The 25595-nt window shown below is 32.9% G+C and carries 29 protein-coding genes and 2 tRNA genes; 11 read left to right on the top strand and 20 right to left on the bottom strand.

All coding sequences use genetic code 11. The annotated features are described in order from the left end of the window. Window positions 1-68: 68 nt before the first annotated feature. Entirely contained in the window at window positions 69-578 is a 510-nt protein-coding gene (gene cobU / locus BOW55_RS06900) for a bifunctional adenosylcobinamide kinase/adenosylcobinamide-phosphate guanylyltransferase (RefSeq protein WP_129023541.1), read from the bottom strand. Between the two features lie 72 nt (window positions 579-650). Further along, a complete protein-coding gene (locus BOW55_RS06895) occupies window positions 651-1013 on the bottom strand; it encodes a DUF5522 domain-containing protein (RefSeq protein WP_129023540.1) in 363 nt (120 codons plus the stop codon). 95 nt (window positions 1014-1108) lie between these two features. Between BOW55_RS06895 and BOW55_RS06890 the strand changes: the two genes are divergently transcribed. The 4 genes from BOW55_RS06890 to BOW55_RS06875 all read left to right on the top strand — a co-directional run bounded on the left by BOW55_RS06890 (window position 1109) and on the right by BOW55_RS06875 (window position 4645). Next, the gene (locus BOW55_RS06890; RefSeq protein ID WP_129023539.1) at window positions 1109-2251 is read left to right on the top strand and encodes an ABC transporter substrate-binding protein; all 1143 of its coding nucleotides are present in this window, start codon (window positions 1109-1111) and stop codon (window positions 2249-2251) included. Between the two features lie 66 nt (window positions 2252-2317). Beyond that, complete coding sequence (locus BOW55_RS06885) at window positions 2318-3286, top strand: iron ABC transporter permease (RefSeq protein WP_129023538.1); 969 nt, start codon at window positions 2318-2320, stop codon at window positions 3284-3286. Window positions 3287-3360: 74 nt separating this feature from the next. Beyond that, complete coding sequence (locus tag BOW55_RS06880) at window positions 3361-3774, top strand: GxxExxY protein (RefSeq protein ID WP_206733593.1); 414 nt, start codon at window positions 3361-3363, stop codon at window positions 3772-3774. 94 nt (window positions 3775-3868) lie between these two features. After that, window positions 3869-4645, top strand: coding sequence for an ABC transporter ATP-binding protein (locus tag BOW55_RS06875; protein WP_129023536.1), 777 nt, complete (start codon window positions 3869-3871; stop codon window positions 4643-4645). 198 nt (window positions 4646-4843) lie between these two features. On the opposite strand, the gene BOW55_RS06870 is transcribed toward BOW55_RS06875, so the two are convergent. From BOW55_RS06870 to BOW55_RS06835, 8 genes are all read right to left on the bottom strand, one after another. Further along, a complete protein-coding gene (locus BOW55_RS06870) occupies window positions 4844-5299 on the bottom strand; it encodes a tRNA (cytidine(34)-2'-O)-methyltransferase (RefSeq protein WP_129023535.1) in 456 nt (151 codons plus the stop codon). 62 nt (window positions 5300-5361) lie between these two features. After that, complete coding sequence (locus tag BOW55_RS06865; protein WP_129023534.1) at window positions 5362-5934, bottom strand: pseudouridine synthase; 573 nt, start codon at window positions 5932-5934, stop codon at window positions 5362-5364. A 54-nt stretch (window positions 5935-5988) separates the two neighbouring features. Then, the gene (locus tag BOW55_RS06860) at window positions 5989-6198 is read right to left on the bottom strand and encodes a hypothetical protein (protein WP_129023533.1); all 210 of its coding nucleotides are present in this window, start codon (window positions 6196-6198) and stop codon (window positions 5989-5991) included. Window positions 6199-6298: 100 nt separating this feature from the next. Then, window positions 6299-6826, bottom strand: coding sequence for a MepB family protein (locus BOW55_RS06855; protein WP_129023532.1), 528 nt, complete (start codon window positions 6824-6826; stop codon window positions 6299-6301). A 40-nt stretch (window positions 6827-6866) separates the two neighbouring features. Beyond that, entirely contained in the window at window positions 6867-8462 is a 1596-nt protein-coding gene (locus BOW55_RS06850; protein WP_129023531.1) for a hypothetical protein, read from the bottom strand. Next, window positions 8459-8935 carry an RNA polymerase sigma factor gene (locus BOW55_RS06845; RefSeq protein WP_256371693.1) on the bottom strand — a complete coding sequence of 159 codons (477 nt, stop codon included), beginning with the start codon at window positions 8933-8935 and terminating at the stop codon, window positions 8459-8461. Before BOW55_RS06845 ends, BOW55_RS06850 begins: the two co-directional genes overlap by 4 nt. Window positions 8936-9062: 127 nt before the next feature. After that, window positions 9063-9461 (bottom strand): hypothetical protein, encoded by a 399-nt coding sequence (locus BOW55_RS06840; RefSeq protein WP_129023529.1) that lies wholly within the window; start codon window positions 9459-9461, stop codon window positions 9063-9065. A 10-nt stretch (window positions 9462-9471) separates the two neighbouring features. Then, complete coding sequence (locus BOW55_RS06835; RefSeq protein WP_129023528.1) at window positions 9472-10335, bottom strand: protease complex subunit PrcB family protein; 864 nt, start codon at window positions 10333-10335, stop codon at window positions 9472-9474. A 204-nt stretch (window positions 10336-10539) separates the two neighbouring features. Between BOW55_RS06835 and rmuC the strand changes: the two genes are divergently transcribed. The 4 genes from rmuC (at window position 10540) to BOW55_RS06815 (ending at window position 13686) form a co-directional block, all read left to right on the top strand. After that, window positions 10540-11913 carry a DNA recombination protein RmuC gene (rmuC, locus tag BOW55_RS06830; RefSeq protein ID WP_129023527.1) on the top strand — a complete coding sequence of 458 codons (1374 nt, stop codon included), beginning with the start codon at window positions 10540-10542 and terminating at the stop codon, window positions 11911-11913. A 31-nt stretch (window positions 11914-11944) separates the two neighbouring features. Continuing rightward, the gene (locus BOW55_RS06825) at window positions 11945-12493 is read left to right on the top strand and encodes an acyl-CoA thioesterase (RefSeq protein WP_089054192.1); all 549 of its coding nucleotides are present in this window, start codon (window positions 11945-11947) and stop codon (window positions 12491-12493) included. 30 nt (window positions 12494-12523) lie between these two features. Further along, window positions 12524-12919 (top strand): VOC family protein, encoded by a 396-nt coding sequence (locus BOW55_RS06820; RefSeq protein WP_129023526.1) that lies wholly within the window; start codon window positions 12524-12526, stop codon window positions 12917-12919. Window positions 12920-13146: 227 nt separating this feature from the next. Then, complete coding sequence (locus tag BOW55_RS06815) at window positions 13147-13686, top strand: YceI family protein (protein ID WP_129023525.1); 540 nt, start codon at window positions 13147-13149, stop codon at window positions 13684-13686. Window positions 13687-13689: 3 nt separating this feature from the next. On the opposite strand, the gene BOW55_RS06810 is transcribed toward BOW55_RS06815, so the two are convergent. After that, window positions 13690-14601, bottom strand: a complete 912-nt coding sequence (locus tag BOW55_RS06810; protein ID WP_129023524.1) for a TIGR01777 family oxidoreductase — start codon at window positions 14599-14601, stop codon at window positions 13690-13692. A 97-nt stretch (window positions 14602-14698) separates the two neighbouring features. On the opposite strand from BOW55_RS06810, the gene BOW55_RS06805 reads away from it, so the two are divergent. Both BOW55_RS06805 and BOW55_RS06800 read left to right on the top strand, forming a co-directional pair. Further along, the gene (locus tag BOW55_RS06805) at window positions 14699-15361 is read left to right on the top strand and encodes a TetR family transcriptional regulator C-terminal domain-containing protein (protein WP_129023523.1); all 663 of its coding nucleotides are present in this window, start codon (window positions 14699-14701) and stop codon (window positions 15359-15361) included. Then, a complete protein-coding gene (locus BOW55_RS06800; protein ID WP_129023522.1) occupies window positions 15358-16662 on the top strand; it encodes an AarF/ABC1/UbiB kinase family protein in 1305 nt (434 codons plus the stop codon). Before BOW55_RS06805 ends, BOW55_RS06800 begins: the two co-directional genes overlap by 4 nt. Window positions 16663-16826: 164 nt before the next feature. On the opposite strand, the gene BOW55_RS06795 is transcribed toward BOW55_RS06800, so the two are convergent. The 6 genes from BOW55_RS06795 to BOW55_RS06770 form a co-directional block, all read right to left on the bottom strand. Continuing rightward, window positions 16827-18122 carry a deoxyribodipyrimidine photo-lyase gene (locus tag BOW55_RS06795; protein ID WP_129023521.1) on the bottom strand — a complete coding sequence of 432 codons (1296 nt, stop codon included), beginning with the start codon at window positions 18120-18122 and terminating at the stop codon, window positions 16827-16829. Between the two features lie 36 nt (window positions 18123-18158). Then, the gene (locus BOW55_RS06790; protein ID WP_129023520.1) at window positions 18159-18599 is read right to left on the bottom strand and encodes a sterol desaturase family protein; all 441 of its coding nucleotides are present in this window, start codon (window positions 18597-18599) and stop codon (window positions 18159-18161) included. A 98-nt stretch (window positions 18600-18697) separates the two neighbouring features. Next, complete coding sequence (locus BOW55_RS06785; protein ID WP_129023519.1) at window positions 18698-19537, bottom strand: phytoene/squalene synthase family protein; 840 nt, start codon at window positions 19535-19537, stop codon at window positions 18698-18700. Between the two features lie 4 nt (window positions 19538-19541). Then, complete coding sequence (locus tag BOW55_RS06780; RefSeq protein WP_129023518.1) at window positions 19542-21008, bottom strand: NAD(P)/FAD-dependent oxidoreductase; 1467 nt, start codon at window positions 21006-21008, stop codon at window positions 19542-19544. 37 nt (window positions 21009-21045) lie between these two features. Further along, window positions 21046-21945 carry a MerR family transcriptional regulator gene (locus BOW55_RS06775; protein ID WP_129023517.1) on the bottom strand — a complete coding sequence of 300 codons (900 nt, stop codon included), beginning with the start codon at window positions 21943-21945 and terminating at the stop codon, window positions 21046-21048. Window positions 21946-22111: 166 nt separating this feature from the next. Then, the gene (locus BOW55_RS06770) at window positions 22112-22612 is read right to left on the bottom strand and encodes a hypothetical protein (RefSeq protein ID WP_241686501.1); all 501 of its coding nucleotides are present in this window, start codon (window positions 22610-22612) and stop codon (window positions 22112-22114) included. Window positions 22613-22859: 247 nt separating this feature from the next. On the opposite strand from BOW55_RS06770, the gene BOW55_RS06765 reads away from it, so the two are divergent. Further along, window positions 22860-24182: a serine hydrolase gene (locus BOW55_RS06765; RefSeq protein WP_129023516.1), complete on the top strand. Its 1323-nt coding sequence runs from the start codon at window positions 22860-22862 to the stop codon at window positions 24180-24182. 14 nt (window positions 24183-24196) lie between these two features. Here the strand turns inward: BOW55_RS06765 and BOW55_RS06760 are convergent, their stop codons facing one another. From BOW55_RS06760 to BOW55_RS06750, 3 genes are all read right to left on the bottom strand, one after another. Next, complete coding sequence (locus BOW55_RS06760; RefSeq protein WP_256371692.1) at window positions 24197-25081, bottom strand: DUF4421 family protein; 885 nt, start codon at window positions 25079-25081, stop codon at window positions 24197-24199. A gap of 174 nt (window positions 25082-25255) precedes the next feature. Beyond that, window positions 25256-25338 (bottom strand) — tRNA-Leu (locus tag BOW55_RS06755). Window positions 25339-25379: 41 nt separating this feature from the next. Beyond that, a tRNA-Lys gene (locus tag BOW55_RS06750) sits at window positions 25380-25452 on the bottom strand. Window positions 25453-25595: the final 143 nt, after the last annotated feature.

Genomic DNA, 25595 nt, shown 5'->3' with positions numbered 1-25595 from the left:
GTAAAGGTAGGGTATAGTGTTGGAATTTGGAATTTTAATTTTGGAATTCCTTTTTAAGCATTAGAATTTTATCCTTTGATTTTGACAGGGATTCCAGAAACCATTAAAATAACTTCATCAGCTTTAGATGCCAAAAATTGATTCATCCAGCCTTGCAGTTCCGTAAATTTTCGTCCAATTTCGGTAGAAGCATGAACGCCCATTCCGATCTCGTTAGTTACAATAATAAGCGATGTGTTTTTTTGTTCGGCTAACGAAAGAAATTCTTTTTTAGCTTCTTCTAAACTTAAATCGACATCATTTTTATGATCTACAAAAAAATTGGTCAGCCAAAGTGTTACGCAGTCAATTAGAGCAACTTTACCCGAAAAATCAATTTTACTTAAGTATTTTTCTTCTTCAAGATTAGTCCATCGTTCGTCACGATCCTTTTGATGGCGGTCTATCCGATTTTGAAAATCTGAATCCCATTTTCGGGCTGTAGCCACATAAATAGGATTGTTTGTAAGTTGTAAAGCCAGAGATTGGGCATATCCGCTTTTTCCTGAGCGTTCGCCGCCGGTTATCAAGTAAATCATTTTTTGTTAGTTAGGAGTTATGAGTTGTGAGTTATGGTTGTAAGTTATTTAGCAATTCATAATTCAAAACTTTTAATAGGGGCAGTGTCTGCAGTCGTTTCCGCAACAGCTTCCTCTTTTGAGATGAAACCAAGGTTTGAAAACATAATTTCCATCTTCGATATAATAATCGATACCTTCAATTAGGTTTTCTGTTTTAGGCAGGGTTGCAGCTTTATTTTTAAGTGCTCTTTCAGGAGTCAATGTTTCAATATAAGCGTCGATTTTATCTTCGCATGCTTCTTTAAAACAAACTGGGCATAGACAATCTCCTCCTTCAGAAAGATTGAAAATAGGGGGGAAATCATTGCACCAGCACTTGTTTTCAACCGAAATATCTCCACAGCTGAATTGAGTTTCACAGCTCGAGCAAACTTTTGTTTTTGTGGTATTCATAGTGTAAAGATACAGTTTGTTGAATTTTGTAGGAATAAAAATAAACAAAAAAAATAGAAAATGGTTTACCTTTGTTCCTATCCAAAACGTAAAACATGAAATATTTATTCCCTAAGTTAATTTTTATTTTCTCTTTTTTTATCCTTACAGGATGTAAGAAGTCTGAAACAGTTGAGGTTGCAAAATCTGAAAGTGCAAAAAATAGTATTGAGTTTGCTTCAGGGCTTTCGATCATTAAATATGATGGATATTCAGTTGTTACGGTTATGGAACCGTGGCCTGATGCTAATAAAAATTTCAAATACATTTTAAAAGAAAAAGATGCAAAGGTTCCGGATAGTTTGGCAACTTATACAACTATAAAAGTGCCTTTAGAGTCCATTGTGGTTACGTCAACTACTAATGTACCATTTTTAGAGATGCTTGAGGTTGAAAATAAACTGGTTGGTTTTCCACACACAGATTATGTTTCGTCAGAAAAAACACGAGCTTTAATCGATAAAGGTTCAGTAAAAAATGTAGGTCAAAATGAAAAATTAAATATTGAAAAGTTAATCGAATTAGCACCAAATTTGATCGTAACGTTTGGAGTAGATAACAATAATCCGATGTTGGATAATTTAAAGAAAAGCGGCTTAAATGTTTTTATTCAAGCAGATTGGATGGAACAATCTCCACTTGGAAAAGCAGAATGGATTAAGTTGTACGGAGCTTTGTTTGGTAAAGAAGAAAAAGCCAAAGAATTGTTTGATAAAATTGTAGAGAGCTATAATCAAGCTAAAAAATTGGTAGCAGATAAACCTGCATCTGCAACAGTTTTGTACGGTTCGATGTACGAAGATGTTTGGTATGTGGCCAAAGGAAACAGCTGGGTTGCCCAATTTATGAAAGATGCTCATGCCAATTATTTATGGTCAGATTTAAAAGGAACCGGAAGCGAAGGTTTGTCTTTTGAAAAGATATTAGTAAAAGCTAAAACAGCTGATTTTTGGATCGCTTCAGGATCTTTTAAAAGCTTAGATGAAATAGCAAAAACAAATCCGCATTACAGTCAGTTTGACGCTTTTAAAAATAAAAATGTGTATTCATTCGAAGGTAAATTTGGAGCAACAGGTGGAACGGTTTATTATGAATTGGCTCCGAGCCGTCCAGATTTAGTCTTAAAAGATTATATCAAAATTTTTCATCCTGATTTATTGCCAAGTTATGAGTTTACTTTTGCATCTAAATTAAACTAAGGTCAATTGATAAATAAAACACGAAATATAACTCTGTTTTCCATACTTGGTTTAGCACTTTTGTTTATGTTTTTCCTAGACATTAGTTTAGGATCTGTTACAATTCCGTTCAAAGAAGTCTGCAGCAGTTTAACTGGAGGGCAGGCAAGTAAATCAACCTGGGAATATATTATTATTAATTACCGTCTGCCAAAAGCAATTACAGCTATTTTGGTTGGAGTTGGGTTGTCTATAAGTGGTTTGCTGATGCAGACCTTGTTTAGAAATCCGCTGGCAGGACCAGATGTATTAGGACTGAGTTCTGGAGCAATTTTGGCAGTAGCAATTGTAATTTTAGGTGCAGCAATATTACCGTCTTTTTTAAGCTCAGTTTTGTTGTCTCCGTATGGAATTGTACTGGCATCTACTTTAGGAAGTGTTTCAGTTTTGCTTTTAGTTTTACTGGTTGCACAAAGATTGCGAAATACAATGGCAATTTTAATTGTTGGACTTATGTTTGCCAGTTTTACAAGTGCCATTGTTGGGGTTTTAACTTATTTTAGTTCAGCTGAACAATTGCAGAAGTTTACCTTTTGGTCTTTAGGAAGTCTCGGAAATCTTTCTTGGACATCGATTATTATTCTGGCGGTTTGTATTGGTTTTGGATTGCTTTTAAGTGCAGGAAGCATCAAGCCTTTAAATGCATTGCTTTTAGGAGAGAATTATGCTAAAAGTATGGGTTTAAATTATAAGAGAGCACGATTAATAATTATTCTTGCAACAAGTATTTTGGCAGGAAGTGTTACCGCTTTTGCAGGACCTATTGCCTTTATAGGTTTGGCTGTTCCGCATATTGCAAAACTGACATTTCAAACTAGTAATCATACTGTTTTATATTGGAGTACGTTTTTTTTTGGAGGTATAATTATGTTGTTTTGCGATATGGCATCGCAGATGCCAGGATTAGAGGTAACATTACCAATTAATGCAATTACATCAATTATTGGTGCGCCGGTCGTAATTTGGTTGTTAATGCGAAAAAGAAATTTTCAGTAAAAACTTACATTTTTAATCCGTATATTAGTTTTTTAAACACATAGAAACATAGTTTTTATTTCAATTAAAAAATAATGATTACGCAAAAATATTTAGATGAATTAACTTATGAAGTTTTAGGAGCTTCAATTGAAGTCCATAAAATTATTGGAAAAGGATTGCTTGAAAATGTCTATCATCAATGTCTAAAAGAAGAACTTTCACAAAGAAAATTAAATTTTTTCACAGAGATGAAAGTTCCAATATTATATAAAGGGAAAGAGTTAATTACAGATTTTAGATGTGATTTATTTGTTGAAAATTGCTTGGTAGTAGAATTGAAAACTGTTTCTGAAATAAATTCAATACATCAAGCACAACTTTTAACTTACATGAAGCTTTTAAAAGCACCAAAGGGAATTTTAATTAATTTTAATTGTTTTAATATTTTTAAAGAAGGCCAAAGAACTTTTGTAAATGAATATTTTAGATCACTGCCTAAATATTAGAGTGTGGCTATGTTTAATTTACGAGTAAATTTTAAACGCCTTTTTGATTAGACAAAGAAACCTATGTTTCTATGTGTTTAAAAAATGCACAATAATGACAAGTATTTTAAAAACTTCAAATTTAAGTATTGGATATAAAGCCAAGAAAGCAACTGTGACTATTGCCGAAAATTTGAATTTGAATTTAACTTCTGGGAAACTTATTTCGTTGATTGGTGCAAACGGAATTGGGAAATCGACTTTGCTGCGAACTATTACAGGAATTCAGCAGCCTTTGTTGGGAACAGTGTTTTTGAATGATAAAAATATCAATACCTATAAACCGTTAGACTTGGCTCAAAATCTAAGTTTGGTTTTAACCGAAAAACTGCCGCCAAGTAATCTTACTGTTTTTGAATTGGTTGCATTAGGCCGACAACCGTATACCAATTGGGTTGATTCTTTAACTGAAACTGATATTGAAAAGGTTCAAGAAGCAATGGTGCTGACACAAATCGAGCATTTGGCTCAAAAAAAACATTTTGAAATAAGCGATGGTCAATTGCAAAAGGTTTTAATCGCCAGAGCTTTAGCGCAGGATACAGCGCTGATTATTTTAGATGAACCTACAACGCATCTTGATTTATTGCACAAAGTTTCTTTATTTAAATTGCTTAAAAAACTAACTCAAGAAACGCAAAAATGCATTTTATTCTCTACTCACGATATTGATTTAGCAATTCAATTAAGTGACGAAATGATTATTATGACTCCAGAAAGTGTTGTTCAGGATGAACCATGTAATTTGATTTCAAACGGAAATTTTGCCACTTTGTTCAAAGATGAACATATTGTTTTTGATGCCGAAAAAGGAAAGTTTGTGATTACTTAGAGATATTTTTAGAAGCTTTGCTGTGCGAAATTCAAGTCCCAGCGCGACGTTATATTTATAGAAATGTTAAATCACATTTAGTAAAACTAGCCCAATAGGGTCAAAATATATAGCTCCTCTGGAGCTTACATGATGGTTTAATTTTAGACTATAAATATTACGCTCCTCTGGAGCTTATGATGAAAATATTTAATTAATTTAAACTTTTAACCCAATCTGTCTTTTAGCTTCACCAACCACAAAAGCAACAGAATTTGCAATGTTAAAGCTGCGAATTAGTTTTGACATTGGAATTGTTAAATGGTTTTCGAAACGAGCTAAAACTTCTTTGCTTAATCCAACGCTTTCTTTGCCAAAAACCAGCCAATCCCCATCTTGAAAATCTGTTTCTAAATACGATTTTTCAGCATGAGAGCTCATCAAAAAAACACGTGATTGATCTGGAATCTGCTTGATCCATTCTTCTATATTTTGGTATTCAGTTACGTCAAGATGAACCCAATAATCCAAACCAGAACGTTTTAGATTTTTATCGTTTATTACAAATCCGAAAGGATGAATTAAGTGCAGTCTACTTTCGGTTCCTACACACAATCTTCCAATATTTCCAGTATTATTTGGTATTTCTGGTTCTACAAGAACTACGTTTAGCATTATCGTTTATTTGTTTATTCGGTTAATCGTTAATTTGAGAATTATCTAATTTTCAAATTACCTTAATTATCTAATTTAAAATCAGAAACCTCAAGAACTTCTCCAGCTTTTAGGTTTTGCAAATATACATTTCCTATTCTAACGCGAACTAAGCGTAAAGTAGGAAATCCAACGGCAGCAGTCATTTTTCTAACCTGACGAAATTTTCCTTCATTCACGGTAATTGATGCCCAAGAAGTTGGTCCGTGGCGTTCATCTCGGATTTTTTTTGCTCGAGGTCCAAAATCAGGAATTTCAGTTACAATAAAAGCAGAGCAGGGTTTTGTTTTGTATTTTCCGCCATCAAAACCTATTTCTACACCTTTCTGTAATTGTTCAATTGCTTCAGGGGTAATAATGCCATCTACCTGAACATAATATTCTTTATCGACTTTTTTACTCCTTATCTGCTCGCTTACTTTTCCGTCTGTTGTTAGCAGCAATAAACCTTCAGAATCTTCATCAAGTCTTCCAATTGCCATAGTTCCTTCTGGAAAATCATGCAATTCGCCTAAAAGTTTTTTCTTTCTTTTCAATTCATAGATAAATTGACTTAAATAACCATAAGGTTTAAAAAGAATGAAGTGTCGATGCATGTTTTATTTTTTTGCAAAGATAGTTTTGTTTTTACAAGTAATTCGAGTTTATCCTTACTCCTTGTTTCTGTTTTTCATTTTACTCAGCCATAAATAAACAGACCAAATTACTGTAATGCCAAATAAGAGAATTAAAGGAGTGTAGTAATTGCTGAAAAAATCATGAAAATAAGTGCCTATTAAAATGTAAGCCGAGGCAATGCAAAGTTTCAAGATAATGAATTCAGCATTTGACCAGCTGGTTTTGATTTTGAAAAAGTTCATTTAGTTTCTTTTAAATTAATAGTTTAGAAACAGCATTTTATTGCAGATTGTCTAAAGTTATAAAAAAAAGACTTTAAGAACTTGGAAACCAGATTGCGTCTTATAATGTAAAAAGCTTTTTAAAAGTATTTAAATCAGTATTTGGGCTTATTTCATAGAAATAATTCAATTGCCATTGCTGTGTTTTTTGGGCTTGTTTGCTGGTAGTTTCATCCCAAGGCGGGTAAACTCTCGTGGCTCTTATCCCTTCTTTAGTTTCAGTAGTAAATATTCCTTTTTTAAGCAGAACATCTTTAGGGAAAACAAATTGTCCTAAAAGATTTTCTTTTTGAACGCTTACTATGACAAAATCAATAGAATCAGAATAATCAAAAGGTTCAATTACGCCTGATTTATTGCGCTTCCATAAGGTTACAAACTGACCAGTTTTGGTCGGGGTAATTTTGGCGGATCTAAATTTAACAGGCCGATTATCGATTTTAAAATCGAAAGCTTCATAATCTTGGCTCTCGGTTTCTGGCTGAAGTTCAGAACAGGTAAAGCCGCAGATATCATAAACTAATTCTTTGGCAATACTTAAATTTTTAGAGAGAAAAACAGAATCTTCGAGTTTTTTATTTAAAGACATTAATTTCTTTTTTGCGCGAAATTACAACAAAGTAAAGCAATTAAAAAGAAACATTAAGTCCGAAATTCAAGCCCCATTGAAACTGATTGAAAGACTGACTGTTTAATGGATTTACATAATAATTCACAGCGGGTTCAACAAATACATTTGTTTTTTTGTAAACACGATATTGAATTGTACTGCTCAAAGTAGAACCATATACATAATCGTTTGCATTTACGTTTTCGCCCATAGAACTTCCATCAATAGAAACACTGTTTGAGATCAATTTACCAACAAATCCACCAGTATTTAAATTAATGCTCGCTTTGTTTTTACTAAAAATAGAATAAGAAACTTCTAGCGGCATTTCGACATAGCGCAGATTTTGATCTAAATTTCCAGTTTGTATATTCTCACTTTTCATAGCCTCTTTTGTACTGTTAGAAACTAGCACATAATTTGCGTCACTTGCAATATGTGGAGCTGACGCATTTTGAGCAAAATAGTCGCTTGCGCTAAAAAACGCATTGTTTTTAGCGCTTAAATAAGAAACATTTGCAACACTCTGACCAAGCTCATTAATTTTAACTCCAGAAGCGACTGCCCATTTTTTATTGATTTTATATTGCGTTTTTACTCCGTACGAATTACTTTGTTTAGAGTCGTTTACGTTTCCTAAAGTTTTATTGTTTTTATAGTTTTCAGAGCTGCCCACACCTGCAAAAAGCTGCAGCGCCCATTTATCTTGTTTTGAGAGTATTTTGTCCTCTTTTTCTTTTTTAGTTTCAGTTGCGGCAATACCTTTTTCTAAATTTTGAAGCTCTCTAAGTTGTAGAGAATCTTTTTTAGTCAAGCCGTTTGTAGTATTCAAATTGTTTTTCGAATTTTCAATTGGACTGCTTGCAATCGATCTGTTTTCTTGAATTGCTTTATCTGTTTTTTGCTTGTATTCAGAAGCGTTTACAGCATTGTTAGAAAGACTAAGAACTGTTTTGTTTTGCGTTTTTGAAGTTGTCTTTTCTTCAAAAATAGAACTTGCAATAGCGTTGTTTAGACCAGTATTGAATTGATTTTTTTTACCTGAAGTAAAGGTTTTTTCAGCCAGAACTCTATCTGCTTTTCTTTTTTCAATATTCGAGATTTGATTTTTTGAAGATGCGTTAAAGCCGTTTGCTTTTGCAGGAACATAATTTTCCTGAATCGCGACATTGTTTAATGTATTTTTTGAGGCATTTGTTTTTGGTGCTGCCTCATTTTTACCGTATTTAGATTGTGAATTTACAGCTGGATTTACAATTTTCTGATTTTGGTTTGATTGATTATGTTCGTTTTCTGATGATGAAATTTGATTGTTTATTGATTTGTTTTCTTTGTCGTTAGTGTTTTTATTACCTTTTGACTCAAGTACAACTTTGTTATTATCTAAAGCATCATTATTGATAGTTTTGATTCCAGAGTTAGAAGTAAAATTCAAAACAGAAGGGAGCAATAAGCCTAATAATAAGCATGCTGCCGCCGACCACCAAAGAATTACTTTTTTCTTCTTTTTAGGTTTGTCAAGTTTTTCTTCAATTTGTCCCCACAATTCAGGAGGCGGAACACTAGAAAAGTCTTCCATTGATGAAAAAATATCTTCTATATCCTGCTTTTTCATGCTATTTTAAAATTTTTTATGCTCAGTATTCTTTTTTGCAAAATGTGCTTTGCCCGGTTTAAATTTGATTTTGATGTACCTTCAGAAATATTTAGCAATTCGCCAATTTCTCTATGTTTTAGTTTCTCAAAGACATAGAGATTAAAAACCGTTCGGTATTGATCTGGTAAATCTCTAATATATTCCAGCAGTTTCTCTTGTTCTATTGGTTGAATGTCTAAATCCTCTTCTTCGACAAAATCAGTGTCAGGATCAAAAACATCTAGAAAGAAACTCTCTTTTTTCTTTTTGTTTAAAGTCTCGATCAGCTTATTGATAAAAATCCGTTTCAGCCAGCCTTCGAAACTTCCTTCAAATTTATATTGGTTCATTTTTTGAAAAACAATGACAAATGCTTCCTGAAAAACATCTTTGGCGTCATCTTCATTTTTCATATATTTAAGACATATACCATATAAAACAGGAGAGAACAACTGATAAATTTTCAGTTGTGCCTCTCTGTCATTTTTAATACATTTCTTAATATATTTTTCTAAATCGTCTTTCAAAAAAAGTGGTATTGTTTGGTTTTGCAAAAATAGTTTTTAAAAGCTTATAAAACTATCTTTTAAAGATAGATCGGGAAGCATCTTTGTTATTACTTACAATTGTTAGGTTTTGATTGTCAAGCTTTTCTATGATATATGTTCTGCCTTCAAAAGTAATAAGATCGTGCTCTTCCGAGTCAAAATAGCCAATCCCTTTTTCTATTTGATATGTACTGTTTCTAATCTCTACATTGTTCTTATAAGTAATCACTCTGCCATTTGAAGTGAAAACTATTTTTTTTGCAAACCCAATGGTTTTAGGTGTCGCTGTATAAGGATTATCTGCTCCTCCAATTGACTTTTCCCAAATCCAGGTATTTACTATAGAACCTGTGTTTACGACCATCGATTCTAGCGAATAAGCCGAAGAGAAAATACACAATACAGCAAAAAATAGAAAATGTTTTTTCATATCACTAAATTTAGTTTAAACTGATGATCTTTTGTTGAATAGCTTTTTTAAACAATATTATTTCAGTGTTTTGATCTGGAGTATCATTGTTGTCAATGTAAACTTTCGTGGTAACAGTTCCTTGAGTTAACTCAAAGTAAACACCGCCTTTACCAGCTGGATCTGGAGTTCCGTAAGTTTTTGTTCCGCCTTTAAGTGCAAGAATTTCTGCAGGAACATTCTTTAAGAATTCAGTATATTCGCTTTTTTTCGTTTTTGCAGTGTATTTGTATTGCTCAAAATCATATTTTCCATCCTCAACATTTAAGAATTTCAAAATGTTAAAATCGTTTAATTGAAAGAAAGTATGAGGACTTGAAAGACCAAAATCTCCCATAACAATATTATCAGAGCTTTCGTTTGTTCTGTTAAACAAAATTGTTTTTGTTGTTTTTGGAATCAATATAAAATCTGATGGATAAGTTGGAGTCTGTGCAATAGTTTCACCAGCTAAAGGACCTTTTTCATAAAAATTAATAATAATCTGGCATTTGTTTTCTACAATAGTTGTTATTTTTATGTCATAACCACTTGTAGGTTTTGCTCCCGCAAAAATTCCTACCAAAAAATCTTTTGTAAAATCAATATTAGGATCATTGGCAACTGGACATGTGTTTTCGCGTTTTTCAAAGTAAGCTTCTAATTTCTCTTGAGAATTTAAAACAAGTGCAGTAGGGTTGTTAGGCAGGGTTTTTACACTATAAGAACATAAAAGAGGAAATCCTGTAAAAGGAAGTTCTTGAACAGGCCCGCAATCTACTGTTATATCTTCATTTCCTAATGAGCAAGCACTCAATCCAAAAGCTACAAATAAGCTCAACATTATTTTTTTCATGATAAATTTTAATATAGGTTATATTCTCATAGATGAACGTGTTTGAAAATGGTTGCGTCTTTTTTATATTTTTTTTGCATAAGAAATAGAAATTAATTTCAAATTGTTTTTTTATTTGCGAATGAATACTAATTCGTGAAATTTTACTTTATAAACCGTACTACTACGTATTATTGCGTACTTTTACTTAAAAAAAACTTAGACATGTTCGATTTTCTTCCGTATTTATTGGCTTTTGTTATTGCTTTATTTCTAGGTATATACTTAGGTAAAGTGCTGTCTTCGGCTAAATTTCAGTCAGAAAAAGTGGGTTTAGAAGAAAGGCTTCATGCAAGTACAAATCAGCTGCAAGCACAAAAAGAACAGCAGGAAAATGAAAAACTTACTTTTCAAAAACAACTTCAATTAAGTAATCAGGAAAAAGAAAGTATTCGAACTGAAAAAGACAGTCTTGCGATTCAGCTTTCTAAAAAAGAAGTCGATTTTGAGAATTTATGGGAACGTCATAAAGAGCAAAAAAACGAAATAACGGAGCTTCAGGATAAGTTTACAAAGGAGTTCGAGAACTTAGCCAATAAGATTCTCGAAGAAAAATCGGTTAAATTCACAGAACAGAACAATGTGAATATGAAAAATATCTTGCTGCCTCTGCAAGATAAGATTCAAGGATTTGAGAAAAAGGTAGAACAAACCCATAAAGAAAGTATCGACTATCATGCAGCACTTCGCCAGCAGATTATTGGCCTAAGTGAAATGAATGTTCAAATGAGCAAAGAAACCCTAAATCTTACCAAAGCTTTAAAAGGCGATAGTAAAATGCAGGGAAATTGGGGCGAATTGGTTTTAGAACGTGTGCTGGAAAAATCAGGTTTAGAAAAGGGCCGTGAGTACGAAGTACAGCAAAGTTTTGTTATCAGCGAAGGTAATCGTGTTTTTCCTGATGTTGTAATAAATCTGCCCGATGGTAAAAAAATGATTGTCGATTCTAAAGTGTCTTTATCAGCTTATGAAAAGTATATTAATGAAGAATCAGACATTCTTAAAAACGAATATTTAAAAGAGCATTTAAATTCGATAAAAAGACACGTTGAACAGCTTGGTAATAAAAATTATCATGAACTGTATCAAATAGAAAGTCCCGATTTTGTATTGCTTTTTATTCCGATAGAACCTGCTTTTGCAATTGCCTTAAACGAAGATTCAACATTATACAATAAAGCTTTTGACAAAAATATTGTAATTGTTACGCCAACAACATTGTTAGCCACATTGCGCACTATTGACAGTATGTGGACAAATCAAAAACAACAGGAAAATGCGTTTGAAATCGCTAGGCAGGCAGGAGCGCTGTATGATAAATTTGAAGGTTTTGTAACTGATTTAGTCCGAATAGGGAATAAAATTAAAGATACGAAAACGGAATATGAAAGCGCCATGAATAAACTAGTCGACGGCAAAGGAAACTTGATTTCGAGTGTTGAAAGACTAAAAAAAATGGGCGCTAAAGCAAAAAAATCACTTCCAGATAATATTGTAGCCAGAGCTTCAAATACGGATGAAAGTGAGTTACTAAATTAAAACGAACCAATAATACCACAAACATAAAAATATGACTGCAGATTTTAAACCCGTTTCTTCATCAAAAATTAGTATTTCAGAATTGATGCTTCCATCACATACCAACTTTAGCGGTAAGATTCATGGAGGATATATATTGCAATTATTAGATCAAATTGCTTTTGCAGCCGCATCAAAGTTCTGCGGTAATTATTGCGTTACAGCTTCTGTTGATACCGTAAATTTTTTAAAACCAATTGAGGTTGGTGAACTTGTTACCATGAAAGCCTCTGTAAATTATGTCGGGCGAAGTTCAATGGTTGTTGGTATTCGCGTTGAAGCAGAACATATTCAAACAGGTGTTGTAAAACATTGCAACTCTTCGTATTTTACCATGGTAGCCAAAGATAAAGACGGGAAAAGTGTTCAGGTTCCAGGGCTTATTTTGTCTAATTTAGAAGAAGTTCGACGTTTTAGAAAAGCAATTAAACATATCGAAGTGAAAAAAGAGATCGAAGAACATGAAAAAGTCACTACGGTAAGTTCTATCGAAGATTTGGCCAGCTTAGAAAAGTATAATGTACTTTTAGAAATTAGTTAGTTTTTTTATTAAGGTTAAAAATAAGAGAAAATGGTAAAGTTTGGTTACACAATTTTGTATGTAGAGAATGTAGAAAAAGCAATTACGTTTTATGAAAACGCATTTGGTTTTTCGAGAAAATTTGTAAGTTCAGAAAATGATTACGGAGAATTGCTTACGGGAGAGACTACGATCTCATTTGCTTCAAAAAAACTTGCAGTTCAAAATTTAAAAGAAGGTTTTATCGAAAGCGATTTAAATAATAAACCTTTTGCTTTTGAACTTGGTTTCATAACAGATAATGTTGCCGAATTGGTTGAGAAAGCAATTTCTTTTGGAGCCGTTTTAGAAACAAGTCCAAAGGAAAAACCTTGGGGGCAAGTTGTCGCCTATGTGCGAGATTTAGATGGTTTTTTACTTGAAATTTGTACACCAGTCGAAATGTAAATGAGAAGCTGTTCTTAAGTGATTACTACATTTTAAAAAGAAAAAATATTCACAAATATTTAGCATTAGTTCCAGAACTATACGACGGAAAATTTCGTAACTTTAAAATAGAAAGTTAGTTGCGATTTTTTCACGGAGTACTGCCATTCCTTTTTTTAACTTACTGTAAGTTTGTTTTTCTCTATTTTAAAAAATGAAATGACATAATTGTTTAACTGCTGACGATTATGAAAAGAACTACATTATTATTTTTACTTTTTACCGCATTTTCGATAACAGCTCAGGAAAAATTTAAAACCACTTCGGCGATTATAAATTTTGAAGCTTCAGTTCCTTTCTTCGAAGAGGTAAAAGCGGTAAATAAGCTCGGAACTATTGTTCTTGAACCTCAAACAAGTACTTTAATTTGTACTGTAATAATAAAAGATTTTCGTTTTAAAATGGATTTAATGGAAGAACATTTTAACGACAATTATATCGAAAGTCATCGTTATCCTAAAGCTTATTTTAAAGGCAAAATACAAAAATTTGACATCGCACAAATTGATGAAACCTCAAGAGAGTATGATGTCAAGGGGAAATTATATATTCACGGGAAATGGAAAATGATTACGGTAAAAGCGTTGTTGAAAAGAGTTCCGGAAGGTATTCAAATTGTTTCTGCTTTTCCAATATCAATTTCTGACTTTAATATAGAAATTCCTTATGTTGTGGCTAATAAAATTTCAAAAACAGTTCAGACAGATTTAAGCGGAATAATGAAATAATGTTTAATTTGTAGTGCTGATAAGCGCTTTTTCTAAATCAGTAAATTGAAATTCAAATCCAGTTTTTTGTATTTTTTCAGATGACACCCTTTGCCCTTTTAAAATAGCTTCGCTCATTTTTCCTAAACTTATTTTAAGAATAAACGATGGAATTTTAGGAAGCCATATTGCATATCCGTATAATGCAGCTAGTATTTTAGAGAATCTCAAGTTTGTAGTATTATCAGTAACAGCAGCATTGTACGGGCCGTGCATATGTTCGTCTAGAAGAGCTTTTAAGTAAATCTGACATAAATCGTCAATATGAATCCAGGGTAAATATTGTTTTCCAGTTCCTATAACCGCACCAAAACCAGATTTAAAAGTAGGTCCAAGTTTTTTTAAAAAACCTTCATCTCTGCCCAAGACAATTCCAGTTCTAATTTTTACGGTTCTAATGCCTAAAACCTCCATTTTGTTTGATGCATTTTCCCATTTCTGACAAATAGTACCTAAAAAGTCGTTTGCAGGCTCAGTCGTTTCAGTACAAATTTTATGGCTCGTAACGGCACCATAAATTCCAATTGCCGAAGCTGAAACAAAAGCATTTAATTTTTTATCGTTTTTTTCTAGAATAGAAAATATCAAATCAATTGGTTTAACCCTGCTTTCCAGAAGTTTTCTTTTTCTTCTTCGTGTCCATCTTTTTTCAACAATTCCTTCGCCGGCAAGATGAATAATGTAGTCCGCATTTAAAACAGCATTTTTATCAATATAATTGCTGTTTAAATTCCATTTATAGTAAGTGATCTCAGGAGTGTTTTCTTTGTCGGTACGGCTTAAAACAGACACAGTAAAGCCAGCTTCAATTAGAGCATTTGTCAAATGCCTGCCAATGAATCCGCTTCCACCTGTTATTAGAACATTTTCAACCATGATAGTTTATAATATATTTAACAGCGCATTCTGTTTAGGGACATGTAAAGGTACTTAAACAATGCTTACCTTTAAGGCAAATTCTAAATTTAATGAAATGGCGACTAAAAAAAAGACTATCACAAAAGAGGATATCGTTTCAAAATACATGAATGAAGTTTTAGAAAAAGGAACAAAACCAAAATCAGTTTATCATTTTACCAAAGAAAATGATTTTACAGAAGCTGAATTCTATTCTTTTTTTGGAACGTTAGAAGGTTTAGAAAAGGAAATATTCCGACTGTTTTTTGAGAATACAGTCAATTTACTGCATAAAAATGAAGACTACCTTGAGTACGACATGAAGAATAAAATGTTGAGTTTCTATTTTACCTTTTTCGAAATTTTAACCGCAAATAGAAGTTATGTGCTGCAAGTGCTTAAAATGGATAAAAACCCGCTCAAAAATTTAGTACAGCTTACTTTGCTTAGAGATAATTTTAGAAGTTATGTTTCAGAAATCTTAACTGATGATTATAGACTTGAACAAGAAAAACTGCAAAAATTTCAAGAAAAGGCAATTCAAGAATCAGCTTGGCTGCAATTAATGCTCACCATAAAATTCTGGATGGAAGATGAATCTGCAGCTTTTGAGAAAACAGATATTTTTATCGAAAAATCAGTTAATGCATCATTTGAATTGATGAATGTTGCACCAATGAATCATTTGATCGATTTTGGAAAATTTCTATTCAAAGAAAAAATATACAGCAAACAATGAAAACGATCGATTATATTCCAACCTCGAAAATAGAAAGAGCCGGGAAATTGGTTCAAACTGGAGCAAAAATTGGTGTAAACTATGTTAAGCATTATGCCGAGAAAATGGTTAATCCTGATTTAACCCGAGATAAACTGAACGAGAATAATGCCGAAGATATTTATGACGGATTAAAAAGCTTAAAAGGCAGTGCGCTCAAAGTGGCTCAAATGTTAAGCATGGACAAGAATTTTTTGCCTCAAGCTTATGTCGAGAAATTTTCATTATCGCAATTCTCAGTTCCGCCGCTTTCAGCACCATTAGTGTTAAAAACATTTAAAAGTAATTTTGGCAAAACACCTTATGAAATTTTTGATGAATTCAATGCAAATTCTGTAAATGCAGCAAGTATTGGTCAAGTGCATTTAGCCAAAAAGAATGGTAAAAAACTGGCGGTTAAAATTCAATATCCTGGAGTAGCCAATAGTATTTCTTCAGATCTGGCTTTGGTTAAACCTATTGCGATTAGAATGTTTAATCTGCAGGGGAAAGACTCAGACAAGTATTTTAAAGAAGTTGAAGATAAGCTTATCGAAGAAACAAACTATTTGTTAGAATTAAAACAAAGTCAAGAAGTTGTAGAAGCCTGCAGTAAAATCGAAAACATTATTTTCCCTAATTACTATCCAGAGTTCTCGTCAGAGAAAATTATCACGATGGATTGGATGACGGGAATTCATCTTTCAGAATTTACCGCGAAAAATAAAGATCAGAAAGTTGGCGATGAAATTGGACAGGCGCTTTGGGATTTTTATATGTACCAAATTCATGTTTTAAGAAAAGTACACGCAGATCCACATCCTGGAAACTTTTTAGTTGACGATCAAAATCAACTAATTGCATTAGATTTTGGTTGTATGAAACAAATTCCAGATGATTTTTATACGCCGTATTTTGAATTGATTAATAAAAATGTAATCACAGATAAAGATTTATTTAATCAAAAATTGTTTGAATTAGAGATTCTTAGAAAAGATGATACGCCAGCCGAAATTGAATATTTTACTGAGATGTTTCATGATTTACTGTCGCTTTTTACAAGACCTTTTCAAAACGAAACTTTCGATTTTTCTGATGAAACGTTTTTTGACAGCATTGCAAAATTAGGAGAGCGTTTCTCTAACGATACAAATCTCAAAAAAATGAACGGAAACAGAGGTTCTAAGCACTTTATTTATATGAACCGTACTTTCTTTGGTTTGTACAATTTAATGTTTGATTTGAAAGCAAAGATTGTTGTTGAAAATTATTTGAAATATTAAGGATAAACGCAAAGTTTGTCATCCCGAGGAACGAAGGATCTCCATGAGAAACTCCATAAAGATTGGTTATAAAAAGCATGGAGCAGTTTACGAAGATCCTTCGTTCCTTGGGTTGGCAAGATTGTGGGTAAACGTTCAGGAAATTTGAAACCTGAAATAAAAAACTATTTCAAAATTCCAGCTTTATAAGTTGCAATCGCTCGATCTCTAGCAAAGGCATGATCGATCATTGGTTCAGTATAACCAAAATCAAATTCAGGAATCCATTTGCGAATGTATTCACCTTTAGCATCAAATTTCTTTTGTTGAATTTCAGGATTGAATACTCTAAAATAAGGTGCGGCATCACAGCCGGTTCCTGCTGCCCATTGCCAGTTTCCTACATTTGAAGCTAATTCGAAATCTAGAAGTTTTTCGGCAAAATAAGCCTCTCCCCACTGCCAGTTGATTAATAAATGTTTGCATAAAAAACTCGCCACAACCATTCGAACGCGATTGTGCATATATCCTGTTTCGTTGAGCTGACGCATTCCTGCATCGACCATCGGGTAACCAGTTGTTCCAGAACACCAGCGCTTAAAATCATCTTCGTTATTGCGCCATTGAATTCCGTCGTAAGCTGATTTGAAATTGCTGTTTACACAATTAGGAAAGCTAAACAGAATTTGAATGAAGAATTCGCGCCAAATTAGTTCGCTTAAAAAAGTTTGATTCTTTCGATTTGCCCAATTTACCAATTTCCGAATACTCACTGTACCAAATCGTAAATGCGGCGAAAGGTAAGAAGTATTATCTAGAGCAGGAAAATCTCTAGTTTCTTTATAATTGGCAATCTGAGTTAAGTTATGCGGAAGCACTTTTATAGGACTTCGGTCAAAACCAATTTCAGATAGTTCTGGAAATGTAAATTGACTTTTTACAAAATTAGATTGAAATGAACTGGAATCATATTCAATCGCAGCTCCTGAAAAATGATATTTTTCGAGCCATTTGTTTTTATAAGGAGTGTAAATGGTATAAGGAAGCCCGTCAGATTTTGTAATTTCTTTCTCTTCAAAAATTACGTGATCTTTATATGAAAAACATTCTATATTGTTTTCCTTCAATAAAGAGTAAATGGCAATGTCACGTTTGATAGCAAAAGGCTCATAATCTTTATTAAAGAAAAGGTTTTGAATGTCAAACTCTTCTAAAAGTGATTTCCAAACTTCAGTAGTTTTTCCTTTTTTGACTAATAGTGAAGAATCTAAAGTATTCAATTCTGAATTTATCTTTTGAAGCGAATCGTAAATAAAACTTACTCTGGCATCATTTGCAGGAAGATTTTCCAATATATCATCATCAAAAATAAATAACGGAACGACAGGAAAGTTTGATTGCAAAGCATGAAACAAACCTGTATTGTCTTCCAGACGCAAATCACGTCTGAACCAGAAAAAAGAAACTTTTTGTTTTGTCATTGTAGTGAGAATCTATCTTGATGCTTAAAAAGGGGTTTACATTTTGTAATATTTAAACGGAACAAACAACATTCCGAAACATTCTCCTTTTTCTTTGGTTAAGTGTTTATGGTGTATTTTATGCGCCTTTCGTAATCCGATGAGGTATTTGTTTTTAGTGTTTTTAAACCATTTAAAACGCTGATGAATTAGAACATCATGAATTAAAAAGTAACAGGCTCCGTAAAGTGTTACACCACAGGCAATGAAAAACAAATAGTTGAAACCGCCCTGAACACCAAAATAGAATAAGAGAATACTTGGTATTGCAAATAGAACAAAGAAAATGTCATTGCGTTCAAAAGGATGCTCGTATTTGGGCTGATGATGATCTGCATGAAAATACCACATGAAACCGTGCATCACATATTTATGAGTAAGCCATGTTACGCATTCCATGAATAAAAAAACGCCTAAAAAGATTAAAAAAGAAACCATTTTTTGTGTTTTGAATTTGTTATAATAATTGTTTTGATTTTATCATTTACTTATTCTTGTCATTTAGACCGAAGGGAGAAATGACAAACGGAACGAAATTATACTAATTTCAATTTATACGTTACAAATGACTGCGCCAAAAGTCCTGCTTTTGTATAATTAGAAACACGAATCCTTGAGTTTCCAATTTCATGATAAGGTGTATTTTTTAATTTAGTAAGCAGTTTTTTGTAATAAACATAGGCAGTGTAAACCCCAAATTTTGCTTCAATTGGCAATTTTACAATTCCTTGATAAGCAATATTAAAATCGTCTTCGATTTCGTTGATAATTTGTGTTTTTGCAGCTTCAGTAAAATTATTCAAATTGATGCCGGGAAAATAAGTTCTGTTTAAAATCAGATTATCATCTTTTAAATCTCTAAGGAAATTTACCTTTTGAAAAGCTGATCCTAATCGCATTGCTTCATTTTTAAGCTGTTCGTATTTTGTATTATTTCCTTTTGTAAAAACCTTTAAGCACATTAAACCAACAACATCGGCAGAGCCGAAAATATAGTCGGCATATTCAGTTTGTGTATTATAACTCGATTTTGTGAGATCTTGTTTCATGCTTTTTAAGAATGCCTGAACTAAATCGTCAGTAATATTATATTCCTTTACAGTATGTTGAAAAGAGTTTAGAATTGGGTTAAGACTTATTCCTAGATTAACAGCTTTATAATATTCTTTTTCAAAATCGTCGATAAGACTTTCTTTTTCATAATCATGAAAAGAATCGACAATTTCATCAGCAAAACGAACAAAGCCATAAATGCTGTATATCGCATCGCGAATACTTGGTGAAAGCATTTTTACAGCTATCGAAAAAGAAGAACTGTAGTTTTTAGTAACCAGTTTACTGCACTTGAAAGAAACGTCGTCGAATAGTGATTTCATTTTTTTACGATCTAAAAGATTTTTGAATTAATTCAGCTGCTAGTTTTCCTGATATTAAAGCAGGCGGAACTCCTGGGCCAGGAACGGTTAATTGTCCTGTGAAATATAAATTTTTAACTTTCTTACTTTTCAGTTTTGGACGCAGGAAAGCTGTTTGCAATAGAGTATTAGCCATTCCGTAAGCATTTCCTTTGTATGCATTATAATCTGCAACAAAATCATTTTTGCAAAATGATCTTTTAAATATAATGTTATTTCTGATCTCTTGCTGTGTAAGATTTTCAAAACGACTTATTATTTTTTCGAAATATTCTTCTCTTAATGCTTCACTATCTTCAATTCCGGGCGCAAGCGGAATTAAGAAAAAACCGCTTTCCATTCCATCGGGAGCTGCTGTTAGATCTGTTTTAGATGGAAAATTGGCATAAAATAAAGGTTCTTCAGGCCAATTTGGAGTATCGTAAATAGCACTTGCATGTTTATCGAAATCAACATCAAAAAATAAAGCATGATGTGAGATGTTTTCTATTTTTTTATTTAAAACCAACAAAAACAGGAGTGAAGAAGGAGCGAAAATTCGGTTGTCCCAATACGTGTCAGAATAAACGCGATGCTCTTTTTCGAGCAAAGCTTCAGTATGCTGATAATCGGCACCGCTCAATACAACATCAGATTTTATAAATTCTCCGTTAATCACAATTCCTGCTGCCGTTTTATTTTCAATGATTATTTTCTCAACAGCAGCATTTGTTTTAATTATTACTCCAAGTTCTAGGGCAAGACTTTCAATGCTTCGAACTACATCAAACATTCCTGTTTTAGGATGCCAGGTTCCAAGACCAAAATCAGCATAATTCATAAAATTATAGAAAGAAGGTGTTTTAGCTGGTTTTGCTCCAAGAAATAAAACAGGAAATTCTAAGATTTGAATTAGCCTTTCGTTTTTAAATTCTTTACGAATGTCAATACTTATAGAACCAAAAAACTGATTAAGTTTTAAAGCTGTTTTGGCAGTAATTAGCTCAAGAGGAGAAACTCCCGGACGATAAACCAAATCTTTTATGGCAATGTCATAATTGCTTTTAGCTTGATTAATAAAGGTTTCTAGTTTTTTTGAACTGCCTTTTTCAGTGTTTTCAAAAGCGTTTTTTATTTCTTCTAAATTATCGCAAATAGTAATAAAATCGTTAACTCCAAAATAAACTCGATAAGCAGGATTTAGTTTTATGAGCTCATAATAATCCGATGGTTTTTTATCAAAATCCTGAAAAAAACGTTCAAAAACATCTGGCATCCAATACCAGCTTGGTCCCATATCGAAAGTAAAACCATCTTTTTTAAACTGTCGTGCCCGCCCGCCTATAGAATGATTTTTTTCGTATACAGTAACTTGATTTCCCTGCTGAGCCAAGTAACATGAAGCAGCCAAGGAAGAAAATCCTGATCCTATGATTGTTATTGTTTTCTTCATTTGTTTAACAAATGTACAGAAAAGTTAAACAATAGAATTAAATTCTTTCGATTGTTTCTTGCATCGAATCAAAAATTTGAATTCTTTCGGGTAAAACCTTTTTATCAATATATTCAACCATATTGCCTATCAACCATATTTCATTGTTTTTCAGCAATAGTTTTTGTCCCATAGACTTTACATATTGATTGATAACGCTGCGGTCTGGCTGAATGGTCATCATTGATACAAAAGTGATGTTTTCAAAATGCTTCGTTAAATCCTGCAGGTTTTCTATCGGCATACTTTCGCCAAGATAAATGGTTTTATATCCTTTTGATAAAATTTCGTATTGAAGATAGAGCAATCCTATATTGTGCACTTCATTTAAAGGCAGTGAAAGCACAAAGATTCTATCTGTTTTTGTTGGTTTTCGAATTTGAAGACTTTCTGTGTATATCAATATTTTTTGCTTGATCAAATGACTCATAAAATGTTCATTTGCCGGCGTGATGGTTTCTGACTGCCACAATAATCCTAGTTCTTTCAGTAAAGGAAGAAAATGTTCTTTGAAAACTTCTTTGAATGTTTTTTCGGCAATAAGCCAATCGAAAGTATTGAAGAATAATTCCTGATCAAAATTCATCATAGCCATTTTAAAAGAAGTTATGGCATAGTTTTGAGAATTTTTCTTCGATATAATTTCGCGAACTAGTTCTGGTATCCTTTCCTCAGGATAAGTTGCAATTTTAGAAATTTTATAACCATACTCATGCAGTAAAGTTATGTTTAATAGTTTTTGCAGATTCTGCAGATTGTAAAATCTTATATTAGTATCTGTACGCATTGGTTCTAGAATATTATATCTCTTTTCCCAAATACGAATCGTATGCGCTTTTATTCCAGATAAATTCTCTAGATCTTTAATACTGAAAACAGTTTTTATGTTGTTTACCATTTTTTACAATTAGATAAACAAAAATAGAAGAAAATCTTAGAAAATCTCTTAGCTGATAATGAAAATCATAGATTATTAGTGCTTTACGCTTGTTTTTGTCTAAACAAAAAAGCAATCTGTAAAAAAATATTTACAGATTGCTTTTTTGCTTTTCAAAGCTTGTTTTTTATTTACAAAATGTAGCTTTATTTTTTATAGCACTTTGACTTCCAAGTTCTATGGCTTTTGAAAAATCTTTACAAGCATTTTTTTTGTCGTCAATTTTATTATAAGCCAATCCTCGTAGATTGTATGCAATATAATCTTTTGGGTTTAAACCGAGAGATGAGGTGCAGTCTTCGATTGTGCCTTTAAAATTCATTAATTTATAGTTTACGTTTGCTCTGCCTGTAAAAGCATCTGCATTCATACTGTCAAGTTCAATTGTTTTGCTAAAATCGGCCAAGGCTCCTTTTAGGTCATTAAGTTTGAGTTTTGCTACGCCTCGGTTTTGGTAAGCTTCAGTAAATTTCGAATTCATGCTGATTGCTTTAGTGTAGTCAGCGATCGCACCTTTTGTGTTACCGGCTTCGGCTTTTTTCATGGCTTTGTCAAAATAACTGGTTGCCGATTGTGCCGATAATGAGCAGGTAATCATAATAAAGAATAATACTAATAGGTTTTTCATAAACTAATTTGGGATTAGTGGTTAATTATTTTGAAACGAATTTAAGAAAGTTTTGTTTTGTAAGAGAAGTTCTTTTTATTAAATAATGATTATTTTTCTTTTTTGGCAGAAGTATTATAGTGTACATGGTAAAGTGTTTTAAATTAAGTTCTTAACTTAGCGTAAATTCCTATAATTAATATTACTAAGATTTTATTACCTCCCCATATTTAATCTTTTAGTGCTCATTCCTAATAAATTAGAAAATATGAAACCAGTTCATTTTTGTTCTCAGTTATTGTTTTTCGTTTTGATGTTTTTCTGTATGGGTATTTCAACAGCTCAAGAAAAAACAAAATATTTAGATGCACTGCAAAGTGATCCTGCAAGAATGGGGTGGATGATTGGTTCGCCGCCGCCGGCTGACCGTATTCCTCGATTTGATGATGGAAGTTTTTTTCAGTTTCCAGCTCTTAGGTGGAGCGTTGCGCATATGCGTCAGTTTATGCCGACTGTAAATGTTTCTCGCGGATTAGGAGCTTCAATTCCTATAACAACAAATTTTAACAGAGATATTGATAAAGTAAAATTTGTGCCTCTTGGAGAAACAAAGCAGATGACATGGGAAGAGTCGCTGGAAAAGGTTTATGCAGATGGAGTGATTATTATGCATCACGGAAAAATTGTATATGAAAAGTATTTTGGTGCTTTGACGATTGACGGACAGCATGCAGCAATGTCAGTTACCAAATCTTTTACAGGAACTCTTGGGATTATATTAGCTAAAGAGGGTTTGATAGATACTGAAAAAATGGTTTCTTATTATGTTCCAGAGCTTAAAAATTTTGCTTTTGGAGATGCAACGGTCAGGCAGGTTATGGATATGACAACGGCGTTGCAGTTTAGTGAAGACTACGCAGATCCTAATGCTGAAATTTGGAAATTCTCTGCGGCAGGGAATCCACTCCCAAAACCTAAAGATTATGATGGACCAAGAACTTATTATGAATATTTGCCTACAGTGAAGAAAAATGGTATTCACGGAGATGCTTTTGGTTATAAAACGGTTAATTCAGATGTTTTGGGCTGGATTATAGCCCGAGTGACTGGTAAATCTGTTGCTGAGGTTTTGTCTGAGCGCATATGGAGAAAAATTGGGGCTGAACAAGACGGGTATTTTTCGGTAGATGCAATAGGAACACCTTTTGCGGGTGGTGGTTTTAATCTTGGTTTACGAGATATGGCTCGCTTTGGTCAGTTGATTTTAAATGATGGTAAAGTAGGGCAGGAGCAAATTATTCCTAAAGCTGCTATTGATGATATTAAAAAAGGCGGTGATAAAAAAGCATTTGAAAAGGCAGGGTATTCGCTCTTGAAAGGTTGGAGTTATAGAAATATGTGGTGGATAACAAATAATGATCACGGTGCGTTTTGCGCTCGAGGTGTACATGGACAGGTTATTTACGTTGATCCAAAAGCAGATATGGTTATTGTGCGTTTTGCTTCAAATCCTGTAGCGGGAAATGCAGCGAACGATCCGTATTCTCTGCCTGCTTATGATGCTGTTGCAAAATATCTTCTTAAGAAGTAAAAAAAAAGATTGCTTTATTCTAATTTTTTCTTGCTGAAGAAAGGATTCGAATCCAATCTCCAGATGTATCCAATTTGAAAATTTCCTGAAGATAAGCCGATGTTACTGCTGTTATTGTCTGAGAAAGAAGAAAAGATAAAATTATTAACGTATGATAATCCAAGTGACCATTTCTCTTTGTTGTATCCAACGGAAATTCGCGGGAAAAATGTAGGGTAGATTTCTATTTTTTGTTTGCCAAAATCATTTATTCTTTCAGTGCCAAAGTTAACTCCCGTTGTTGCTGAACCGCTGGCGAACCATCTTTTATTGATTGCCCAAGTATAAGCGTAACCGCCGCTGAATCCAAATTGAAAATTACGCAGTGAATTTTTTGATTTGTGTACAAAGGAACTGTCTGAGTTTATCTTTGAGAAGTAAATTCCTCCGCCTGCTAAAAAGCTTCCTGCTGATTTTAATTGTTTTTCATTTTGATTGAAAGCGGCTTTGTAAGAGAACTTCTTGTTATTAAAAACATATTGTCCGAAAGCTCCATATTGCTGAATTTTTAAATCAGGATACAATTGTATATTTTTATCTGCATTGTCAGAAGTGTAAAAACCATGATACTTTTGGACAAAGAGATCTATTATGAATTTTCTTCCATAGTTATGAATTTGAAAGTCTAGTGCTTTCGTTCTTCCTTTTTTGTCATCTTTCATGAAGTTTAACCCGTAACCCAAACTCAGATTGATTATTGTGTTGTTTATAGAGACTCCTGCGCCTAAACTCATGGGACTATTTGGCATAAATTTTTTAATCTCACCATCTACTTCTTGTTCCATTGATATAAATTTCATAGATAAATAAGTTCTCAGGGAAAGTTTATTGTCAAAAGGTTTAATATAGGTGGTGTCCATCTGTGCTTTGCAGAAATAAGGAAGTGCTAAAAGAAATAAAAAAGAAAAGTATGCTTTCATTGAGTTGTAAAACGAATTATAATTACTCTTAGTACGTACGGAAAAGATTAACGAGGAAAAATACAAAGCATAAAAAAAGGAAAAACATAAAAATATACTTTTCCTTGTTTTTAGTGACCATGGAGGGATTTGAACCCTCACGCCCTTGCGAGCACCACCCCCTCAAGATGGCGAGTCTACCGTTTCTCCACATGGCCTAAAATAAAAAAGGCCGAGTAAATTAATACTCGACCTTTTGTGACCCGACTGGGGCTCGAACCCAGGACCCCATCATTAAAAGTGATGTGCTCTACCGACTGAGCTATCGAGTCATTGCATTCTTTGAACGCGGGTGCAAATATAAGAAGTTATTTTTGATATATCAAAGCCTTTTCTTAAGTAAATTTAATAAAAAATTAAAGCAGACTGTGTAAACAAAAAAATAAGGAAAAATGTGTAAAATTATGCTCTGTCC

Source organism: Flavobacterium sp. YO12 (assembly GCF_004119495.1).
GTDB lineage: Bacteria > Bacteroidota > Bacteroidia > Flavobacteriales > Flavobacteriaceae > Flavobacterium.
Note: the sequence above shows the minus strand (reverse complement) of the source record. Positions and strands in the feature narration are given on the sequence as shown.

Coding starts and splice junctions, on each gene's coding strand:
- cobU (WP_129023541.1), bottom strand. CDS start 578: ATGATTTACTTGATAACCGGCGGCGAACGCTCAGGAAAAAGCGGATAT.
- BOW55_RS06790 (WP_129023520.1), bottom strand. CDS start 18,599: ATGGTTTCTTTTTTAATCTTTTTAGGCGTTTTTTTATTCATGGAATGC.
- BOW55_RS06795 (WP_129023521.1), bottom strand. CDS start 18,122: ATGACAAAACAAAAAGTTTCTTTTTTCTGGTTCAGACGTGATTTGCGT.
- BOW55_RS06785 (WP_129023519.1), bottom strand. CDS start 19,537: ATGAAATCACTATTCGACGACGTTTCTTTCAAGTGCAGTAAACTGGTT.
- BOW55_RS06875 (WP_129023536.1), top strand. CDS start 3,869: ATGACAAGTATTTTAAAAACTTCAAATTTAAGTATTGGATATAAAGCC.
- BOW55_RS06805 (WP_129023523.1), top strand. CDS start 14,699: ATGGCGACTAAAAAAAAGACTATCACAAAAGAGGATATCGTTTCAAAA.
- BOW55_RS06885 (WP_129023538.1), top strand. CDS start 2,318: ATGTTTTTCCTAGACATTAGTTTAGGATCTGTTACAATTCCGTTCAAA.
- BOW55_RS06765 (WP_129023516.1), top strand. CDS start 22,860: ATGAAACCAGTTCATTTTTGTTCTCAGTTATTGTTTTTCGTTTTGATG.
- BOW55_RS06850 (WP_129023531.1), bottom strand. CDS start 8,462: ATGAAAAAGCAGGATATAGAAGATATTTTTTCATCAATGGAAGACTTT.
- BOW55_RS06775 (WP_129023517.1), bottom strand. CDS start 21,945: ATGGTAAACAACATAAAAACTGTTTTCAGTATTAAAGATCTAGAGAAT.
- BOW55_RS06855 (WP_129023532.1), bottom strand. CDS start 6,826: ATGTCTTTAAATAAAAAACTCGAAGATTCTGTTTTTCTCTCTAAAAAT.
- BOW55_RS06840 (WP_129023529.1), bottom strand. CDS start 9,461: ATGAAAAAACATTTTCTATTTTTTGCTGTATTGTGTATTTTCTCTTCG.
- BOW55_RS06810 (WP_129023524.1), bottom strand. CDS start 14,601: ATGGTTGAAAATGTTCTAATAACAGGTGGAAGCGGATTCATTGGCAGG.
- BOW55_RS06780 (WP_129023518.1), bottom strand. CDS start 21,008: ATGAAGAAAACAATAACAATCATAGGATCAGGATTTTCTTCCTTGGCT.
- BOW55_RS06835 (WP_129023528.1), bottom strand. CDS start 10,335: ATGAAAAAAATAATGTTGAGCTTATTTGTAGCTTTTGGATTGAGTGCT.
- BOW55_RS06890 (WP_129023539.1), top strand. CDS start 1,109: ATGAAATATTTATTCCCTAAGTTAATTTTTATTTTCTCTTTTTTTATC.
- BOW55_RS06880 (WP_206733593.1), top strand. CDS start 3,361: ATGATTACGCAAAAATATTTAGATGAATTAACTTATGAAGTTTTAGGA.
- BOW55_RS06895 (WP_129023540.1), bottom strand. CDS start 1,013: ATGAATACCACAAAAACAAAAGTTTGCTCGAGCTGTGAAACTCAATTC.
- rmuC (WP_129023527.1), top strand. CDS start 10,540: ATGTTCGATTTTCTTCCGTATTTATTGGCTTTTGTTATTGCTTTATTT.
- BOW55_RS06870 (WP_129023535.1), bottom strand. CDS start 5,299: ATGCTAAACGTAGTTCTTGTAGAACCAGAAATACCAAATAATACTGGA.
- BOW55_RS06760 (WP_256371692.1), bottom strand. CDS start 25,081: ATGGACACCACCTATATTAAACCTTTTGACAATAAACTTTCCCTGAGA.
- BOW55_RS06825 (WP_089054192.1), top strand. CDS start 11,945: ATGACTGCAGATTTTAAACCCGTTTCTTCATCAAAAATTAGTATTTCA.
- BOW55_RS06820 (WP_129023526.1), top strand. CDS start 12,524: ATGGTAAAGTTTGGTTACACAATTTTGTATGTAGAGAATGTAGAAAAA.
- BOW55_RS06860 (WP_129023533.1), bottom strand. CDS start 6,198: ATGAACTTTTTCAAAATCAAAACCAGCTGGTCAAATGCTGAATTCATT.
- BOW55_RS06815 (WP_129023525.1), top strand. CDS start 13,147: ATGAAAAGAACTACATTATTATTTTTACTTTTTACCGCATTTTCGATA.
- BOW55_RS06770 (WP_241686501.1), bottom strand. CDS start 22,612: ATGAAAAACCTATTAGTATTATTCTTTATTATGATTACCTGCTCATTA.
- BOW55_RS06800 (WP_129023522.1), top strand. CDS start 15,358: ATGAAAACGATCGATTATATTCCAACCTCGAAAATAGAAAGAGCCGGG.
- BOW55_RS06865 (WP_129023534.1), bottom strand. CDS start 5,934: ATGCATCGACACTTCATTCTTTTTAAACCTTATGGTTATTTAAGTCAA.